15 protein-coding genes are annotated in these 18,350 nt (G+C 64.2%); 7 read left to right on the plus strand and 8 right to left on the minus strand.

The window, feature by feature from the left end:
* Window positions 1–64: 64 nt before the first annotated feature.
* On the minus strand, window positions 65–484 hold the full coding sequence (locus AC54T3_RS16075; protein ID WP_496626327.1) for a Uma2 family endonuclease: 420 nt from the start codon (window positions 482–484) through the stop codon (window positions 65–67).
* Between the two features lie 198 nt (window positions 485–682).
* On the opposite strand from AC54T3_RS16075, the gene dksA reads away from it, so the two are divergent.
* Together dksA and gluQRS are read left to right on the plus strand one after the other, a co-directional pair.
* Window positions 683–1,117 (plus strand): RNA polymerase-binding protein DksA, encoded by a 435-nt coding sequence (gene dksA, locus AC54T3_RS16080; protein WP_496626328.1) that lies wholly within the window; start codon window positions 683–685, stop codon window positions 1,115–1,117.
* Between the two features lie 55 nt (window positions 1,118–1,172).
* Window positions 1,173–2,105, plus strand: coding sequence for a tRNA glutamyl-Q(34) synthetase GluQRS (gene gluQRS / locus AC54T3_RS16085; RefSeq protein ID WP_496626329.1), 933 nt, complete (start codon window positions 1,173–1,175; stop codon window positions 2,103–2,105).
* 9 nt (window positions 2,106–2,114) lie between these two features.
* Here the strand turns inward: gluQRS and ppk2 are convergent, their stop codons facing one another.
* Window positions 2,115–3,035: a polyphosphate kinase 2 gene (ppk2, locus tag AC54T3_RS16090; RefSeq protein ID WP_496626330.1), complete on the minus strand. Its 921-nt coding sequence runs from the start codon at window positions 3,033–3,035 to the stop codon at window positions 2,115–2,117.
* A gap of 245 nt (window positions 3,036–3,280) precedes the next feature.
* Between ppk2 and AC54T3_RS16095 the strand changes: the two genes are divergently transcribed.
* The 3 genes from AC54T3_RS16095 to AC54T3_RS16105 are packed head-to-tail and all read left to right on the plus strand — an operon-like array spanning window position 3,281 to window position 9,027.
* Window positions 3,281–5,665 (plus strand): phosphoketolase family protein, encoded by a 2,385-nt coding sequence (locus AC54T3_RS16095; RefSeq protein WP_496626331.1) that lies wholly within the window; start codon window positions 3,281–3,283, stop codon window positions 5,663–5,665.
* A gap of 24 nt (window positions 5,666–5,689) precedes the next feature.
* Complete coding sequence (locus AC54T3_RS16100; protein ID WP_496626332.1) at window positions 5,690–8,179, plus strand: glycogen/starch/alpha-glucan phosphorylase; 2,490 nt, start codon at window positions 5,690–5,692, stop codon at window positions 8,177–8,179.
* Window positions 8,176–9,027 (plus strand): FRG domain-containing protein, encoded by an 852-nt coding sequence (locus AC54T3_RS16105; RefSeq protein WP_496626333.1) that lies wholly within the window; start codon window positions 8,176–8,178, stop codon window positions 9,025–9,027. Before AC54T3_RS16100 ends, AC54T3_RS16105 begins: the two co-directional genes overlap by 4 nt.
* Before the next feature lie 37 nt (window positions 9,028–9,064).
* Here AC54T3_RS16105 and AC54T3_RS16110 read toward each other — a convergent pair whose 3' ends face one another.
* From AC54T3_RS16110 to pstS (AC54T3_RS16135), 6 genes are all read right to left on the minus strand, one after another.
* The gene (locus AC54T3_RS16110) at window positions 9,065–10,519 is read right to left on the minus strand and encodes a DUF3422 family protein (protein ID WP_496626334.1); all 1,455 of its coding nucleotides are present in this window, start codon (window positions 10,517–10,519) and stop codon (window positions 9,065–9,067) included.
* The gene (locus AC54T3_RS16115) at window positions 10,503–11,171 is read right to left on the minus strand and encodes a hypothetical protein (protein ID WP_496626335.1); all 669 of its coding nucleotides are present in this window, start codon (window positions 11,169–11,171) and stop codon (window positions 10,503–10,505) included. The genes AC54T3_RS16110 and AC54T3_RS16115 overlap by 17 nt, the downstream gene beginning before the upstream one ends.
* A 99-nt stretch (window positions 11,172–11,270) precedes the next feature.
* Complete coding sequence (gene pstB / locus AC54T3_RS16120) at window positions 11,271–12,101, minus strand: phosphate ABC transporter ATP-binding protein PstB (protein WP_496626336.1); 831 nt, start codon at window positions 12,099–12,101, stop codon at window positions 11,271–11,273.
* 25 nt (window positions 12,102–12,126) lie between these two features.
* On the minus strand, window positions 12,127–13,035 hold the full coding sequence (gene pstA, locus AC54T3_RS16125; RefSeq protein ID WP_496626337.1) for a phosphate ABC transporter permease PstA: 909 nt from the start codon (window positions 13,033–13,035) through the stop codon (window positions 12,127–12,129).
* Window positions 13,036–13,038: 3 nt separating this feature from the next.
* Window positions 13,039–13,482 (minus strand): PstC family ABC transporter permease, encoded by a 444-nt coding sequence (locus AC54T3_RS16130; protein WP_496626338.1) that lies wholly within the window; start codon window positions 13,480–13,482, stop codon window positions 13,039–13,041.
* A gap of 132 nt (window positions 13,483–13,614) precedes the next feature.
* Window positions 13,615–14,682 (minus strand): phosphate ABC transporter substrate-binding protein PstS, encoded by a 1,068-nt coding sequence (gene pstS / locus AC54T3_RS16135; RefSeq protein ID WP_496626339.1) that lies wholly within the window; start codon window positions 14,680–14,682, stop codon window positions 13,615–13,617.
* On the opposite strand from pstS (AC54T3_RS16135), the gene pstS (AC54T3_RS16140) reads away from it, so the two are divergent.
* On the plus strand, window positions 14,668–15,681 hold the full coding sequence (pstS, locus tag AC54T3_RS16140; RefSeq protein WP_496626340.1) for a phosphate ABC transporter substrate-binding protein PstS: 1,014 nt from the start codon (window positions 14,668–14,670) through the stop codon (window positions 15,679–15,681). The genes pstS (AC54T3_RS16135) and pstS (AC54T3_RS16140) overlap by 15 nt on opposite strands.
* Window positions 15,682–15,886: 205 nt before the next feature.
* On the plus strand, window positions 15,887–18,350 hold a 2,464-nt coding region (locus tag AC54T3_RS16145), incomplete at its 3' end, for a transcription-repair coupling factor (protein ID WP_496626341.1).

Raw genomic sequence — 18,350 nt, forward strand, 5'->3', positions numbered from 1 at the left:
CATGAGATAATAGTACACTATCGCGCACTTTGCGCAACACTAGAGTCTAGCTCCTGGTAGCTGCTCAGGCTCCAGGTCCCGTTCGGCTTACGCTGGAAGAGATCTGCCTGCATCTGATGTTGCGACAGCAGTAGGTAGGCCTGCAGCCTTTCGAGGCTTCGGTAGCGATATGGACCTTCATGTCGCTCGGGTATACCCGGCAAGGTCGACCCTTGAGCTGGCTGCCAAGCTCGCGGACCAGATTGGCAACGATGAGGTTGTGCTCCTCGGTGCCGCCGGCCATCGCAAAGACCTCGCCGGCAACGTATTCGCTGCGTTGCTCGGTGGCGGTCCGCTCGATGGCGAGCCAGTCGTCGAATGAGAGATGCATCATGACCTCCGGGAAGTCAGTGCGGCGGATGGTGCTGTGCCGAGTATAACCTCGGTGCCGCGCGTCATGGCTGCGGAGACTAGCTCCGCCTGCCGGTGGCTGAATCGCCTGCATCCCTAAGCAGGCGGCTTATCCTGTCGCCTCCCTCGCGGGAGCACGCCGATCCGCGACAGCGCACAGGTCTCGGCACGCGTGGTGCTTGTCGCGGCCGGAGCGATCTGCTAGAAGGAGCGGCTTCGTTTTCACAAGACCGCGCCAACGTCACCTGATCGTGGGCCGGTTTCAACATGGCACCGTCTCCGGGAGCACATCATGGCCGAGACAGACAAGAAAGGTGCGCGGGCACTCGGTTTTGAGCCCTATGCCGTCGCACAGGATGAGGAGTACATGAACGCGGACCAGGAAGAGCACTTCCGGGCGCTGCTGCTGGAGTGGAAGCGCCAGCTCATGGAAGAGGTCGACCGCACGGTCCATCACATGCAGGACGAGGCCACGAATTTCCCCGATCCGAACGACCGGGCGACGCAGGAGTCCGAGTTCAGCTTGGAGCTGCGCACGCGTGATCGCGAGCGCAAGCTGATTCGCAAGATCGACGAGGCGCTCGAGCGCATCGACGATCACGACTATGGCTACTGCGAGGCCTGCGGGGTCGAGATCGGCGTGCGGCGACTCGAGGCGCGACCCACGGCCACGCTCTGCATCGACTGCAAGACGCTCGACGAGATCCGCGAGAAGCAGCGCGGCTGAGCAACCAGCGTCGGGGCCGCGACGCTCAAGCGTCGTGGCCCAAACTTAACCTCTGATGGACGCCACGCCGTCCCCACCGTACCGTGGCCGTTTTGCGCCCTCGCCGACGGGCCCGCTGCACTTCGGCTCGCTGCTCGCGGCCATCGGCAGCTTTGCCGATGCGCGCGCGCATCAAGGCCGTTGGCTGGTACGCATCGAGGATCTCGACAGCAACCGCGCCGTCGCTGGCGCCGACCACGCCATCCTCAGCACACTCGAGGCGTTCAGGCTGCACTGGGACGAGACCGTTGTTTACCAGAGCCAGCGCCGCGCGCTTTACCAGAGCGCGCTCGAGCAGCTTCGCCAAGCCGGGCTGAGCTATCCCTGCGCCTGCACCCGGCGCGAGATCGCCGCGCATGGCCTTCAGGGGCCGGAAGGACCGATCTACCCCGGCACCTGCCGCGCCGGGCTTCCCCCAAACCGCTCGGCGCGCAGCGAACGCTTGCGGATCGATGACCTAGAGCTAAATATCCCGGATGCGGTCCAGGGCCGCATCCTTCAGCATCTGGCGCGGGACGTTGGCGATGTGGTGCTGCGCCGGGCCGATGGGTTTTTCGCCTATCAGCTGGCGGTGGTCGTCGACGATGCCGATCAAGGTATCCATCAGGTCGTGCGCGGCGCTGATCTCCTGGTCTCGACGCCGCGTCAGGTCTATCTGCAGCGCTGTCTTGGTTTCCCCCAGCCCGCCTATGCCCATCTGCCGCTGGTGCTCGGCGACGACGGGCGCAAGCTCTCCAAGAGCCTGGCCGCCGCCCCGGTGGATCCTCGCAACCCGCTGCCCGCGCTCGAGCACGCCTGGTGCTTACTCGGACAGTCCCCGCTCAGGCAGCCGCCGAGCGATGTCGACGACTTCTGGCGGCAAGCGATTCCAGGCTGGGATCTCAGCCGCGTTCCCAAGGGTCCGCATCGGATCGGCGCCGACGAAGCACTCACCCCAGCGCCTCAATAGCGTGACGTCTCAATAGCGCGCCGGCACATAGAGTTCATTCGGCAACACGGCCCGATCGTAGTCGGGACTGAACACCCGATCCGGCAGACTGATCGATTCATGCGGCACCTCGCCGTAAGGGATCTGATCCAGCAGGTGATGGATGCAGTTCAGTCGCGCCCGCTTCTTGTCGTTGGCCTCGACGATGAACCAGGGCGACTCGGGGATGTGGGTGCGGGCGAAGGTCTCCTCCTTGGCCTTGGTGTAATCCTCCCAGCGCACGCGCGATTGCAGATCCATCGGGCTCAGCTTCCACTGCTTCAGCGGATCATGGATGCGCATTAGAAATCGCAGCTGCTGCTCCTCGTCGGTGATCGAGAACCAATACTTAATCAGCCGGATGCCGGAGCGCACCAGCATGCGCTCGAACTCGGGCACGTCCTGGAAGAACTGCTCGACCTGCTCCGGCGTCGCGAAGCCCATCACCCGCTCGACCCCGGAGCGGTTGTACCAGGAGCGGTCGAAGAGCACGATCTCCCCGCCCGAGGGCAGATGCGGCACATAGCGCTGGAAATACCATTGGGTGCGCTCGCGCTCGCTGGGCTTGGTCAGCGCGACGACCCGGCACACACGCGGATTCAAGCGCTGCGTGATGCGCTTGATGACGCCGCCCTTACCCGCCGCATCGCGGCCCTCGAAGAGGACGGCAATCTTCTCGCTGCTATGCTGGACCCAATCTTGCAGTTTGATCAACTCGGCTTGTAGCCTGAGCAGGGCCTTGAAGTACGTGGCCCGATCGAGCGTCTGCGGGTGCCGCTTTTTGTAGAGACGCCTCAGTTCGAGCGATAACGCAGGTTCCGAGAGTTCAAGCTCGTAGTCCTCGTCAAGCTCCGCCTCAAGTTCGGCCTTGAGCCAGTCCATACCCTCGAAGTTTGCGCTAGATTCGTTCATTGTTGACTCCTAGATCGGAAGATGATCGATGCGACCGCCCAGGTCATGCCGGCCGGCGGTACAGCATGCAACCGCAAAGACTGACAGCGGGCGATGACAATAAGACGACGGAACGATGTCGATTCGGCATTAGACGAGCGCTGTCCACCGCCCGGACCAGGTATTCGGCACCATCACCGCCGTCATCAAGCGTTCATCGAACCTGTCTAACCTCACCGACCAAAGACTGCGCTTAGGAGAGACCCATGACCGCCAACCCCGCGATGACCACCGCTGCCGTCGATCAGTCACTGCTCGAGAAGATCGACGCCTACTGGCGCGCCTGCAACTACCTGGCGGTCGGCATGATCTACCTGCGCGACAACCCGCTGCTGCGCGAGCCGCTGCGCGAGGAGCACTTAAAGAAGCGCCTGCTTGGCCACTGGGGCTCGAGCCCAGGATTGGCCTTCATGTACGTGCACATGAACCGGCTGATCAATGCCCACCGGCAGGAGGCGATCTTCCTCGCCGGCCCCGGCCACGGTGCCCCCGGCGTGCTTGGGCCGGTTTACCTGGAAGGCACCTACTCCGAGATCTACCCAAACAAGAGCGAGGACGAGGACGGCCTGCGCGCCTTCTTTAAGCAATTCTCGTTCCCCGGCGGCATCGGCAGCCATTGCACACCGGAGACGCCGGGCTCGATCCACGAGGGCGGTGAACTCGGCTACTCGATCTCGCACGCCTTCGGTGCCGCCTTCGATAACCCGAACCTGCTGGTCACGGTCGCGGTCGGCGACGGTGAGGCCGAGACCGGCGCGCTCGCCACCTCCTGGCACTCGGCCAAATACCTGAACCCGATCCGCGACGGCGCGGTGCTGCCGATCCTGCATCTCAACGGCTACAAGATCAACAACCCGACCCTGCTCGCGCGCATCCCGAACGAAGAGCTGGCGAGTCTGATGCGCGGCTACGGCTGGACACCGCACTTCGTTGAGGGCGATGACCCGATGACGATGCATCGGCTGATGGCCGAGACGCTCGATACCTGCTATGCGGAGATCAAGCAGCTGCAGGATGAGGCGCGCAGTTCGGGCAAGGCAACGCGCGGCCATTGGCCGATGATCGTGCTGCGCACACCTAAGGGCTGGACCGGACCCGAAGAGGTCGATGGCCGCAAGGTCGAAGACTTCTGGCGTGCCCACCAAGTGCCTCTATCGGGCATGCACAACAACCCGGCGCATCTGCAGCAGCTCGAGGCCTGGATGAAGGGCTACCAGCCCGAGAAACTGTTCGACCAGCAGGGCCGGCTGATCCCAGAACTCAAGGACCTTGCCCCCAAGGGCACGCTGCGCATGAGCGCGAATCCGCACGCCAATGGGGGACTGCTGCGCCGCGCGCTGCGCCGGCCAGACTTTCGCAACTATGCCATCCCGGTCGACAAGCCCGGCACCACCCGGCACATGAATACCAAGCCGATCGGCGCCTTGCTGCGCGATGTGATGGCGAAGAACATGGACAACTTTCGGGTCTTTGGCCCGGATGAGAACAGCTCGAACAAGCTCGATGCGATCTACGAGGTCTCGAAAAAGCTCTGGCTCTGCGAGTACAAAGACGAGGATGCCGATGGCGGCGAACTCTCGCCCGATGGTCGGGTCTTGGAGATGCTCTCGGAGCACACGCTCGAGGGCTGGTACGAGGGCTATTTGCTGACCGGACGCCACGGCTTCTTCGCCACCTACGAGGCCTTCGTGCATGTGATCGACAGCATGTATAACCAGCATGCCAAGTGGCTCGCGATCTGCGAGGACATCCCTTGGCGCGCACGCATCTCCTCGCTCAACCTGCTGATCACCTCGACGGTTTGGCGCCAGGACCACAACGGCTTCACCCATCAGGACCCCGGCTTCCTCGACGTGGTCGTCAACAAGAACCCCGAGGTCACGCGCATCTATCTGCCGCCGGACGTCAATACCCTGCTCTCGACGGTCAATCACTGCCTGCAGAGCCGCGACGACATCAACGTCATCGTCGCCGATAAGCAGAGCCACCTGCAGTACCTCGACATGGACGCGGCCATCAAGCACTGCACCAAAGGCGTGGGGATCTGGGACTGGGCCAGCAACGACCAAGGCGAGGAGCCGGACGCCGTGCTGGTCGGCTGCGGCGACATCCCGACCAAGGAGGCGCTCGCCGCCACCGCGTTGCTGCGCGAGCACTTCGCGGAGGTCAAGCTCCGCTTCATCAATGTCGTCGACCTGTTTCGGATCACCACCCCGAACGAGCATCCGCATGGACTCAGCGATGCCGACTTCGATAGCCTGTTCACCAAGGATCGCCCGATCATCTTCAACTTCCACGGCTATCCCTGGCTCATTCATCGCCTCGCCTACCGGCGCACCAATCACCACAACCTGCATGTGCGCGGCTACAAGGAACGCGGCAATATCAACACCCCGCTGGAGCTGGCGATCGAGAACGAGATCGACCGCTTCACGCTGGCCATGGACGTGATCAAGCGCGTGCCGCGCCTGCAGGTCGCCGGCGCTCATGTCATGGAGCGGCTCAAGGACATGCAGATCGAATGCCGCAACTATGCCCATGAGGTCGGCATCGATCTGCCCGAGGTCGACGACTGGATCTGGCCGTTTTGACGCTTTATCGCACAGGAGTCGCGTATGAATACGCCCGCTAAGCCGCTGGATGATGAACATACCCGCACCAGCTTATCGAAGGACGCGCTCAACCGTGCCTTTCTCGATAACCTGTTCTATCTGCGCGGCCGCTTCCTCGAGGTCGCCACCGATGACGACCTCTATCAGGCGGCGGCCTACACGGTGCGCGACCGCCTGCTCGAGCGCTGGATTCGCTCCTCGCGCCTGTACAAGGAGAACAGCGCGCGCACGGTCTGCTATCTCTCGGCCGAGTTCCTGCTCGGGCCGCAGCTGGTGAATAACATGATCAACCTCGGCATCACCGAGGTGGCCCGCGAGGCCGGCGAAATGCTTGGACTGGATTTTGAGCGCATCATCGAGACCGAGGAAGAACCTGGCTTGGGCAATGGCGGTCTCGGTCGGCTCGCGGCCTGCTACATGGACTCGCTCGCCACCACCCAGATCCCGGCCATCGGCTATGGGATTCGCTATGAGTTCGGCATCTTTGACCAGGTGATCGTCGATGGCTGGCAGGTCGAGAAGGGCGACACCTGGCTGCGCAACGGCAATCCCTGGGAGATCCTGCGCCCCAAGCTGGTGTTCCCGGTCGGCTTCGGCGGCCACAGCGAGCACTACACCGATGAACATGGCGTGGTACGCCAGCGCTGGCGTCCCGAGTTGGTGGTCAATGGCGTGGCCGATGACACCCCGATCATGGGCTATGGCGTTGATAACGTGAATCTGCTGCGGCTGTGGCGCTCGGAGGCGCCGGAATCGTTCAACTTCGGCGCCTTCAACGTCGGCGATTACTACGGCGCCGTGCACGCCAAGATCGAGGCCGAGACCATCTCCAAGGTGCTCTACCCGAACGATGAGCCCGAGGCGGGCAAGGAGCTGCGCCTCAAGCAGCAGTTCTTCTTCGTCTCCTGCTCGCTGCAGGACATGATCCGGCTGGAACTGGCCAACGCTGGCACGCTCGAGCGCTTCCACCACAAATATGCGATCCAGCTCAACGATACCCACCCGTCGCTGGCGATCGCCGAGCTGATGCGGCTGCTCATGGACGAGCATCGGATGCAGTGGGATCAGGCCTGGGCCATCACCCGCGAGAGCTGCCACTTCACCAACCACACCCTGCTGCCCGAGGCGCTCGAGACCTGGCCGGTGGCGTTGTTCGAGCGTCTACTCCCGCGCCACCTGGAGATCATCTACGAGATCAACCGCCGCTTCCTCGATGAGGTGCGAATGCATTTCCTCGGCGACGAAGCGCGCATCGCACGCCTGTCACTGATCGACGAGAACGGCGGCCGCAAGGTGCGCATGGCGCATCTCGCCGCCGTCGGCAGCAAGGCCATCAACGGCGTCGCCGAGCTGCACTCCGAGCTGCTCAAGAGCACGGTGATGAAGGACTTCAATGACCTCTGGCCGGAGCGTTTCCATAACGTCACCAACGGCGTGACGCCGCGCCGCTTCATCGTTGCCAGCAATCCGGAGCTGGCGGCGCTGATCACCGAGACCTGCGGCAGTGACCAGTGGGTGCGTGATCTCGATTGTCTGCATCAGCTCGAGCCGCACGCCGAGGATCATGCCCTGCAGCAGCGCTGGCGCGCGATCAAGACCAACGCCAAGCGCACGCTCTCGAACTGGCTCGGCGATCGCACCGGCTTCGCTCCCGATCCCGAGACCCTGTTCGACGTCCAGGCTAAGCGCATCCACGAGTACAAGCGCCAGCATCTGAACCTGCTGCACATCGTCTGGCTCTATGAGCAGATCAAACAGAGCCCAAACCTCGACCTGACCCCGCGCACCTTCATCTTCGGCGGCAAGGCCGCGCCCGGCTACTTCATGGCCAAGCTGATCATCAAGCTGATCAACGCCATCGGCGAGGTCGTCAACACCGACCCGCAGGTCAACGGTTCGCTGCGCGTCCTGTTCATGCCCGACTTCAACGTCAAGAATGGGCAGCGGCTGTACCCGGCCGCCGACCTCTCCGAGCAGATCTCGCTCGCCGGCAAGGAGGCCTCGGGCACCGGCAACATGAAATTCTCGATGAACGGCGCGCTCACCATCGGCACCCTGGATGGCGCCAACATCGAGATCCGCGACGAGGTCGGTCACGAGAACTTCTTCCTGTTCGGCATGAACGCGCACGAGGCGCAGCATCGACAGGCCGCCGGCTACCACCCTTGGGATCTCTACCAGCAAGATGCGTCGCTGCGCGCGGCCATCGACCTGATCAGCTCCGGGCTCTTCTCGCACGGCGATACCGAGCTGTTCCGCCCGCTGACCGAGAACTTGATCCATCAGGATCCGTTCATGGTGCTCGCCGACTTCCACGACTATCGCGAGCGCCAGCAAGAGGTCGACCACGCCTACAAGGACCCGCATCACTGGGATCGGATGTCGATCCTCAACACCACCCGCATGGGCAAGTTCTCGTCCGATCGCTCGATCAACGACTACGCCGAGCGCATCTGGCAGGTCAAGCCCATGCCGGTCATGCTCCAAACATGAGTGATCTCGAGCCGTGCCCGCCTCCATCCGCATCCCAGCAGGCGGCCTTAAGGCCGAACTACCATGATGCGGTCAGGGTCGACTCTTGGAGCGAGATCCAAGAACTCCTGTTCGCCGAATCCTGGGTGCCCGAGATCGGCCGTTACCGCTCACGCTACGCCTATCGCGGACTCTCCGATGCCGAATACCCGCTGGAGACGACCTTGATGCGGCTCGGCGGCAACTACGCGCAGCTCGAGCGCCACCTGCTGCGCAATTTCCGCAAGTATGCTCATCGGCGCGTCGTCGAGCGCGATTCGATCTGGCACTGGCTCTCGGTCGCCCAGCACTACGGGCTGCCGACGCGGCTGATGGACTGGACCTATTCGCCGTTCGCGGCGCTGCACTTCGCGACCGCCCATATCGACAAGATCGACCACGATGGCGCCATCTGGGGCGTCAACTATATCGACACCCATCGCATGGCCCCGGATCTGCTGCGCACCCAGCTCGACCTCGAAGGCGCCAATGTGTTCACGGTCGAGATGCTCAGTGAAGCCGTCGGCTCGCTGGCGGCGTTCGATCGGCTCTCCGATACCCCTTTCACCCTCTTCTTCGAGCCGCCGTCGATCGACGATCGGATCGTCAATCAGTTTGCCTTCTTCTCGCTCAGTTCGGATCCGACCCTATCGATGGACCGCTGGCTTGCGGACTACCCCAGGATCTGGCGCCGGATCATCATCCCGGCCGAACTCAAGTGGGAGATCAGAGACAAGCTCGACCAATCCAATATCACCGAGCGCGTCTTCTTCCCCGGCCTCGACGGCCTCACCGCCTGGCTCAAGCGCCACTACAGCCCGCGTAGCTGACCGAGCATCTGGCAACTCCCGGCCTTGCATGACGAAGCTAATGCTGCGCGTCATCAGAAGTCTCTTGTCCATGCTCGGCATCCCGACGCAACCGCCGCTTGGTGTGCCGAAGCCCCCACCAGGCCGCGCCAAGCACCACGGGCACCGCCATGCCAATGCCCAGGGGCGCGTTCAGCGACCACCCGCCGGCCTCGAACCCCTTCAGCAGATAGCCGATCAGCCCCACCCCGTAGTAACCGATGGCCACCACCGACAGGCCTTCGACCGTCTCTTGCAAGCGCAGCTGGAGCTTCGCGCGCCGATCCATCGAATCCAACAGGCTGCGATTCTGCGCTTGCAGCTCGACCTCGACGCGCGCGCGCAGCAGCGCGGTCAAGCGCGCCGCGCGTTCAGCCAGGTGCTGCTGACGCTGGGCGGTCGCGGCACAGGTGGCAATGGCCGGCGCCAAGCGCACATCGAGGAATTCGCTCAGGGTCTGCACGCCCTCGATGCGCTCCTCGCGCAACTGTTCGATCCGCTGGCGAACCACCTGATAATAGGCTTGCGAGGCATCGAATCGGGTGGCGGTCTCGGCCGCGATCGATTCGATCTCGGCGGCGAGCGCGGTGAGTTCGGCAAGCAGCTGGCGTTCCGGAGGCAGACTGAGGATAGTCGCCGGCTTGGCGCTGGCGCCGTGCGCGTCCTCGCTCTGGCCATCCACCATGCGCGCGGCCACCCCGGCCAGGCGCCGCTCGGCCTTGCTGAGCAGCGATGTGGCCTGGCGCGCGGCCGGGAGACCAAGCAGCGCCATGGCGCGATAGGCATTGATCTCAAGCACGCGCTTGATCAAACGCCCCGCCTGGCCATCCGAGAGACCGACATCCCGCAGCAGGATATGGCCAAAACCATCGGCATGAATGCGCAGGTCCGACCAGATGAAACCGCCGCCGCCGGCAACCTTGGCGCCGATCACCGGATGACCGCCGAAGAGCGCGACGAGGTCATCGATGCCACGCTCTGGCATCTCGCTCGACTCCAGCGCAAGCTGCACCGCAGTGACCACCTGCCCCGGCAGATTGCGCAGCCAGACCTGCGGCAACGCGCCGAGCAGATCCGCGCCGAAGGGCTCATTGAAGACCCCATATCGGCTCAGGGTATAGGTGACGAATTCGGTATGGCGCTCCCAGCGCAGCCAAAGACCGCTGCCAAGATCGGTCGCGAACTGCAGACCCACATCGGGCGGTAACCGCACGCCGAAGTGCGAGAGCAATCGCGCCAGATACCGCTTCTGGCGCCCGCTCCCGCGCTCGCCACAGAGATAGGCCAGATGCGCTACGCGAATCGGTGCCTGCATCGGGTCGAAGGCACGCGCGTGCAGCTCGGCGGTCACCTCCTCGCGCAGCGGGTGCACCGGGAAGGGTAAGCCGGAGCCCTGCGAGGAGGGCTCGGGAAGCACGCTCACAATCGGGTTGCCGTTGCTGCGCTGGTCGCTGTCATCAATTCGAGGGGCCATCGAGATGGATCGTCTCCGCGTCGTCCTTGAGCAGTTCGGCAAAACGGTTCACCAGTTTAGGCCGTTCCAGCAACATCCGCAGCGTCTGTTTGCGCGCGCTCTTAACAACAGCCGACGGATCGAAATAGGCCTTCGCATTCTCGACCGAGAGCACGAAAGGTGGCTTCCCCGCCCGCGCCAGGATCCAGCTCATGACCAGCGAGCCGGTGCGATGATTGCCCTCGATGAAGAGCTGCGGCTGACTCAGGAGATGGATGTAGGCGCTCGCCGCCCGCCGCCAAGCCGAGACCCCATTGAGCGCCTGCACCCGCTCGACCAAGGACTCGATGCCGCCCTCGCCCTTAGCATAGAAGTGCTGTTTGGTGGCCTCGATCTGCGAGGCGCATTCGGCGCGCACGGTCGCATCGAGACCACAGAGCACACGCGCATTCAACTCGAGCAGCAGCGGCGAGCTGCCCAGCGCAAAGAGATCGACGCCATCGGCCAGATAGCGATCGACCTGCTGGTAGCCGAGCAGCATGCGTTGCAGGACGTCATCGCCGAGCGGATCGCGCGGGCTGTCCAGGGTCGCGTTGATGCGCGCGAAATCCGCCTGTACCGCACGCAGCGAGGTCTCGATGGCGGCCAGATTGAGTCGTGTCGCCTTCGGCATCAAGATCCGTTCACTGCTGGCGGCACAGCCGCAGACGGCCCGCAATGAGGCTGGCCCACCACGCGCCGCTGCCTGGGTGCGAATGACGCTGTTACGCGTTCAGCTGAACTCGCCGGAGACGTATTCCTTGGTCAGATCGGCCTGCGGGTCTTCGAACACCTGGCGCGTCTCGCCCATCTCGACCAGATAGCCGGTGCGACTGCCCTGCGAGATATCCACCGAGAAGAAGGCCGTGGTATCGGCCACGCGGGTGGCCTGCTGCATGTTATGCGTCACCAGTGCCACCGAATAGTGTTCTTTCAGCTCCAGCATCAGCTCCTCGACCTGGCGCGTCGCAATCGGGTCCAGCGCCGAGCAGGGCTCGTCCATCAGCAGCACATCGGGCTCGGTCGCCACCGCGCGGGCGATGCACAGGCGCTGTTGTTGACCACCGGAGAGCGACAGACCGCTGTTCTTGAGCTTGTCCTTGACCTCGGTCCAGAGCGCCGCGCTGCGCAAGGCCTTCTCGACGCGCTCGTCCATATCACCCTTGAAGCGATTCAGGCGCAGGCCGAAGGCAACGTTGTCATAGATGCTCATCGAGAACGGATTCGGCTGCTGGAACACCATGCCGATGTAGCGCCGCACCAGGACCGGATCGATCGACTTATCGTAGATATCCTGGCCGTGATAGGTCACGCTGCCCTCGAAGCGGAACACCGGGATCAGATCGTTCATCCGGTTCAGGCTGCGCAGCACGGTGCTCTTACCGCAGCCCGAGGGTCCGATGAAGCCGGTGATCTTGTTCTTCTCGACCGGCACGATGCTGTTGCGCACCGCCAGGAAATCACCGTAGAAGATCTTCTCCAAGCGACAGTCCATCACGGTGTCTTTCGGGTCGACCGACCAGGCCGCAGCCGGGCTGGTCACTGCGTCTGCAGTCGCGTTCATCTCTGAATTACCTCGTGAATCGAAATCAGTACTTCTGCCGGCCGAGAACGCGGGCCAGGATGTTGAACACCAAAATGACCAGAACGAGCACCAGCGAGGCGGTCCAGGCGAGTTCGATCTGGTTGTCGTAGGGCATGCCCGAGAAGTTGTAGATCAGGATCGACAGCGACGAGGTCGGCTCGCCCAAGCCCTCCCAGCCATTGATGTAGTAAGTGCTAAACAGGGCCGTAAAGAGCAGCGGCGCCGACTCGCCCGCCGCCCCGGCCACCGCGAGCAGCACCCCGGTCATCACGCCCGGGATGCCGGTCGGTAGGGTGACCTTGCTGATCACCTGCGCGCGGGTACAACCCATGCCGTAGGCCGCATCCTTCATCTTCTGCGGCACCTGCTTTAGGGCCTCCTCGGCGGTCAGGATCACCGTTGGCAGCATCAGTACCGCCAGCGCGATACCGCCGGCCCAAGCCGAGTAGCTCTTCATCGACACCACCAAGGCGGCGTAGACGAAGACACCGGCGAGGATCGACGGAAAACCGGTCAGCACCTTGGCCAGGAAACGGGCGGTATGCGCCAGCTTCGTGTGCGGATCGATCTCGGCCAGGTAGATGGCGGCGAGGATGCCGATCGGGATGCTGATGGCCGCGCCGATGCCGACCATCACCGCAGTCCCGACGATGGCCGGACCGATGCCGCCGCCATACTCGAAGGCGGACGGCGGCAGCTCGGTGAGCGTCTCCCAGTTGATGCGCGCGCCGCCCTTGGCGATCAGCATGTAGAGCACCGAGAACAAGGGCAAGGACGCCAGGATCGCGAGCAGCCAGGTGATGCCGGTGTAGAGGCGGCTCCTCAGGCCGCGCCCCTCGAGCATCGAGCCCTGGAGCTGCGGCATGGACGCCAGATCCTGCTCCAGGACCGCTTCACTGATGTTCCCAGTCATGGCTTATCTCCCCTCGAACTTACGCGTGGCGGCCTTCATGATCCAGAGGCCGAAGACATTCACCAGCAGGGTGATTGTGAGCAGCGCCAGCGCGGCGTACATCAACGCCTGCACCTCGATCGGCCCGGCCTCCGGGAAACTGGAGGCCAGCAGCGACGCCAAGGTATTGGCCGGCGCGAACAGCGAGAGGCTGATCTGATTGGAGTTGCCGATCAGCATCGCCAGCGCCATGGTCTCGCCCAGGGCGCGCCCGAAGCCGAGCACCAGCGCGGCGAGGATGCCGCTCGAAGCGCTCGGCAGCATGACCTTCAGGATCGCCTCCCAACGGGTCGTGCCCATGCCGTAGGCCGCCTCCTTGACCTTGTAGGGCACGCGTTTGAAGGCATCGACCGAGATCGCCGCCACCGTTGGCAGGATCATCACCGCCAACACCAAATTGGAAGCCATAGCCTATGCGCCGTTGTTGACATCGCCGACGAGGGCGATCCATCACTGGAGAGATCGACCCGCTCACCCAGCCGCGTGGCGCGCACTGCCGCGACACCGGCGGCCGGGTGAAGCGAAGGGGAGTAGCCGCAACTATTGCTCGCCGCCGACCAACTTCAGAGCCTGCTCGACCTGGGCCTTGACGTTGTCAGGCAGCGGGATATAGCCCATTTTCGGCGCATCCTTTTGGCCTTGATTCAAGCCATATTCGACGAAGTCACGCAGCAGCTTGGCCTTCTCCTCATCCTGATGCTGGTAGAACAGCATCCAGGTGAAGGTCGCGATCGGGTAGGCCTCCTTGCCCGCCGGATCGTTGACCCACACGCGCAGATCCGGCGTGCCCTCGTAGCCTGGCAGATCGGTGCTCGGGAACTCGGCGCTCGCCAACGCTGCGGTGCCGGACTTTTCGCCTGGCTTGACGAACTCGCCCGCCTTGTTCTGCAGGATCGCCATCGGCTGACGCGTCGCCTCGGCATAGCCGTACTCGATGTAGCCGATCGCCCCCGGGGTCTGCTTGATCATCGCCGCGACGCCATCGTTCTTCGGCGCACCGACGAAGGACTTCGGCCAGTTCACACTCTTGCCGTGGCCGACCTCCTGCTTGAACGTCTCGCTCGCGGCTGCCAGGTGGCCGGTGAAGACGTAGGTCGTGCCCGAGGAGTCGGAGCGGCGCACCACGGTGATCTCATCATCTGGCAGATCGATATCCGGGTTGGCTTTGGCGATCCGCTCGTCCTGCCAGGAATCGAGCTTGCCGCTGAAGATATCGATCAACACGTCGCGCGGCAGCTTCAGCTCGGGATTGCCGGGCAGGTTGTACGACAGGACCACCTCGCCTGCGGTCATCGGCAGCAACACCACGCCCTTCTCGGTCGGCACCTTGCTGATCTCGTCATCATTCATGGCCGCATCGCTGGCCGCGAAATCGACCGTCTCGGCGATGAATGCGCGGATGCCGGCACCGCTGCCCACGGCCTGATACTGCACGCGCACGCCCTTGTTCTGTCTACTGAAGTCCTTCGCCCACTTGGCATAGAGCGGGAACGGAAAACTCGCGCCGGAGCCGTTGACGGTGGTATCGGCGCTCAGTGCCGATGAGAAGGCAACGATCGAAAGACAACCGGCGAGCGCGGTCGTTTTGAGAGCATGCTGAAACGTCATGGATTGCTCCTAATCGACAGGATCGGCGAGCCCAAACAACCCGCGCGCGATGACGCCATCACGGCCGCCGGCTCTTCATTCGCGGCCCCGCTGTTCAACAAATGGCTCGAGGTCTATGGCGCTGAACATGCAGACCTGCGCTTGCGCTACGACTCAGTCGGTAGCGGCGCCGGCATCGAGCGTTTCCTCGCCGGCAGCGTCGATATCGGCGCCACCGATGCCCCGTTACGCCCGGACGAGAGAGACCAGGTCGAGGGTGAATTCGCGCAGCTGCCGATCACCGGCGGCATGATTGCCATCGCCTACAACCTGCCCGATTTTGCCGGCCCGCTGAATCTGCCGCGCGATGTCTACACCGAAATCTTCCTCGGCAACGCCTTCCGCTGGGATGACCCGCGCATCGCCGCCGCCAATCCGGGCCTCAAGCTCCCTTCTCAGCTGATCCAGGTCGTCGGCCGCCGCGACTCCAGCGGCACCACCTTTGCGTTCACCAATCACCTCGCCGCGATCAGCGACGACTGGGCGCAAGGCCCTGGCGTCGCCAAACGCATCGACTGGCCCGGTGGGGCGATGGAGGCCAAGGGTAACGAGGGTGTCGCGCAACGCATCAAGATCACCGAGGGCTCCATCGGCTATGTCGAGGCCGGCTTCGCCGAGCGCCTCGGACTCTCGATCGCTTGGCTCGAAAACGAGGCCGGTGGTTTCGTGCTGCCCAATGTCGAAACCGGCCGTCGCGGCCTCGCCAATGGTTCCGATAGCCTACCGAGCGACCTGACCCAGACTATCCCCGACCCGCAAGGCGCGCGCTCCTACCCCATCGTCACCTATACCTGGGCGCTGGTGCGCGCGGCTGACGCCAACCCGAGCAAGACCTCGAAGGTACATGATCTGGTGCGCTGGATGTTGACCGACGGTCAGCAGTACGCCGAGGCGCTACGTTATGTCCCACTGCCCAAGAACATGACCCAAGCCGCGCTCGCTGAATTGGATCAACTGTAGGGAAACGCTGCGGCGTGGGTCGTCCCGACCAAGCATTGAGACGGGGCCCAGAGCTGTTTCGCCGCAGCGCACGGATCATCGCTGCGGGCGGCCGGGCGCTGTGCGAAAATCCTCTCCCTCATCCCGTTCTCACGCCGACCAAGCCGTCACCTCCACCGTGCCCGAAGAATCAACCGCCCGTCGCAACGACGCGTCTGCCCGCCCTCTGGACTCGGCCGCCGTCAGCGCGCCTGACGGCGAACGCTATTCCGTACTGACGCCACCACTGCCCGAACGCCTCGACGAGCGTCTGCTCTGGGGGCGACTCTATGGCGCCGCGCACGCGCTCGCCATCGCCGAGGCGGCGCGCCGCGCGCAGGCGCCGCTGCTCTGCGTCGTGCCCGATCTCTCGTCTGCGGTGCGCCTGAGCGAAGCGCTGCGCTTCTTCCTCGACCAAACCCAAACCGCCGGGGGGCTGACCGACACGACCGGCGGTGGTCAAGCTGGCGATGGTCAAGAAGAGGCCGTGCCGGTGCTGGGCTTCCCGGACTGGGAAACCCTGCCCTACGACGTGTTCTCGCCGTTACCGGAGCTGGTCTCCGAGCGGCTGTTGACGCTGCACCGGCTGCCGCAGCTCAAGCGCGGTGTGCTGGTGGTGCCCGTCGGCACCCTAATGCAACGGCTGCCGCCGCCGGATTACGTCGACGGGCAATCGCTGGTGCTCGCCGCTGGCGATCGACTGGATCTCGAGCGCACGCGCGAACGTCTGACCCGCGCCGGCTATCAGTACGTCTCGCAGGTCATCACCCATGGCGAGTTCGCAGTGCGCGGTGCGCTGCTCGATATCTTCCCAATGGGCGGCCGCGAGCCGTTGCGCATCGACCTGTTCGATGACGAGGTCGAATCGATCCGCACCTTCGATCCCGACAGCCAGCGCTCGATCGCCAAGCTCGAGCAGGTGCGCCTGCTGCCGGCGCGCGAGTATCCGTTCACCGAGGAGGCGATCGCCGGCTTCCGCCAGCGTTGGCGCGCGAGCATCGATGCCGACCCCAAGGCCAGTCTGATCTACCGCGAGGTCTCCGAGGGCCGGGCACCGGGCGGGCTCGAATACTACCTGCCGCTGTTCTTCGAGCAGACCGCAACCCTGTTCGACTACCTGCCGATTGGCGCGCTGCTGTTCGAGCCGGAAGGCGCGCGCGAGGCCGCCGAGGCGCGCTTCGAGGACATCGGGACACGCTACGAGCAGCGCCGACACGACATCGAGCGGCCACTGCTGCCCCCGCAGCGGCTCTATCTCACACCGGATGAACTCGCCGGCCAGCTCAACGCGCTGCCCGGCGTGCGCTGGCAGAGCGCCGAGTGGCCCGAGCGGCGCAAGGGCTTCGCACAGGTCTGCAACTTCGCCACCGGGCGACCGCCGGCGCTGGCGATCCAGGCCCGCGCTGCTGATCCGGCCGAAGCGCTGAAGGCGTTTGTCAACGAGGCTGCGGAGCGCCGCATCCTCTTCGTCGCCGAGAGCACCGGCCGCCGCGAGATGCTGCTCGATAACCTGCGCGGCTTTGGCATCCAGCCGACCGCAGTCGACGGCTGGCGCGACTTTCTCAGTGGCACAGCGTCGCTTGCCGTCACCGTTGCCCCGCTCGAAGAGCCGCTGCTGCTGCCAGGCATCACCCCGGCCATGACCGGGCAGCGCCCCGATCTAGGCCCTGAGCAGCCCGCACTCGTCCTGCTCACCGAGACCCAGCTCTACGGCGAGCGCGTGCGCCAGGAGCGCCGACGCAAGATCCGCGAGCGCGATGGCGAGGCGGTGGTGCGCAACCTCACCGAGTTGGTCGAAGGCGCGCCGGTCGTGCACGAGGAGCATGGCGTCGGTCGCTTCCTCGGGCTGCAGACGATCGATATCGGTGGCACCGCAGCCGAATTCCTCGCCCTCGAATACGCCAAGGGTGACAAGCTCTATGTGCCGGTCAGCTCGCTGCATCTGATCTCGCGCTACACCGGCGCCGAGCCGGAGCACGCGCCATTACACCGCCTCGGCAGCGATCAATGGGAGAAGGCCAAGCGCAAGGCCGCCGAGAAGGTGCGCGACGTCGCCGCCGAGCTGCTCGACATCTACGCCCGCCGAGCCGCGCGCCAAGGCGTTTCGTTCCCGACCCCAGGGCCGGAGTACGACGCCTTCGCCACCGCCTTCGCCTTCGAGGAAACGCCCGATCAGCAGCGCGCCATCGAGGCCATCCTCACCGATATGGCCGACCCCAAGCCGATGGACCGCGTGGTCTGCGGCGATGTCGGCTTCGGCAAGACCGAGGTCGCGATGCGCGCGGCCTTCAACGCCGTGAATGCCGGCAAGCAGGTCGCGCTGCTGGTGCCGACTACCCTGCTCGCGCAGCAGCACTTCCAGAACCTCTCCGACCGCTTCGCCGACTGGCCGATCAAGGTCGAGAGCCTGTCGCGCTTCAAGACCCCCAAGGAGGTCAAGGCAGTGATCGATGGGCTTGCCGCTGGCACCGTCGACATCGTCGTCGGCACCCACAAGCTGTTGCAGGCCTCGGTCAGGTTCAAGAACCTGGGGCTGGCGATCATCGACGAGGAGCACCGCTTTGGGGTCCGGCACAAGGAGCAGCTGAAGAACCTGCGCGCCGAGGTCGACGTGCTCACACTCACGGCCACACCAATCCCACGCACGTTGA

The organism is Halochromatium sp. NSM3, assembly GCF_059621085.1.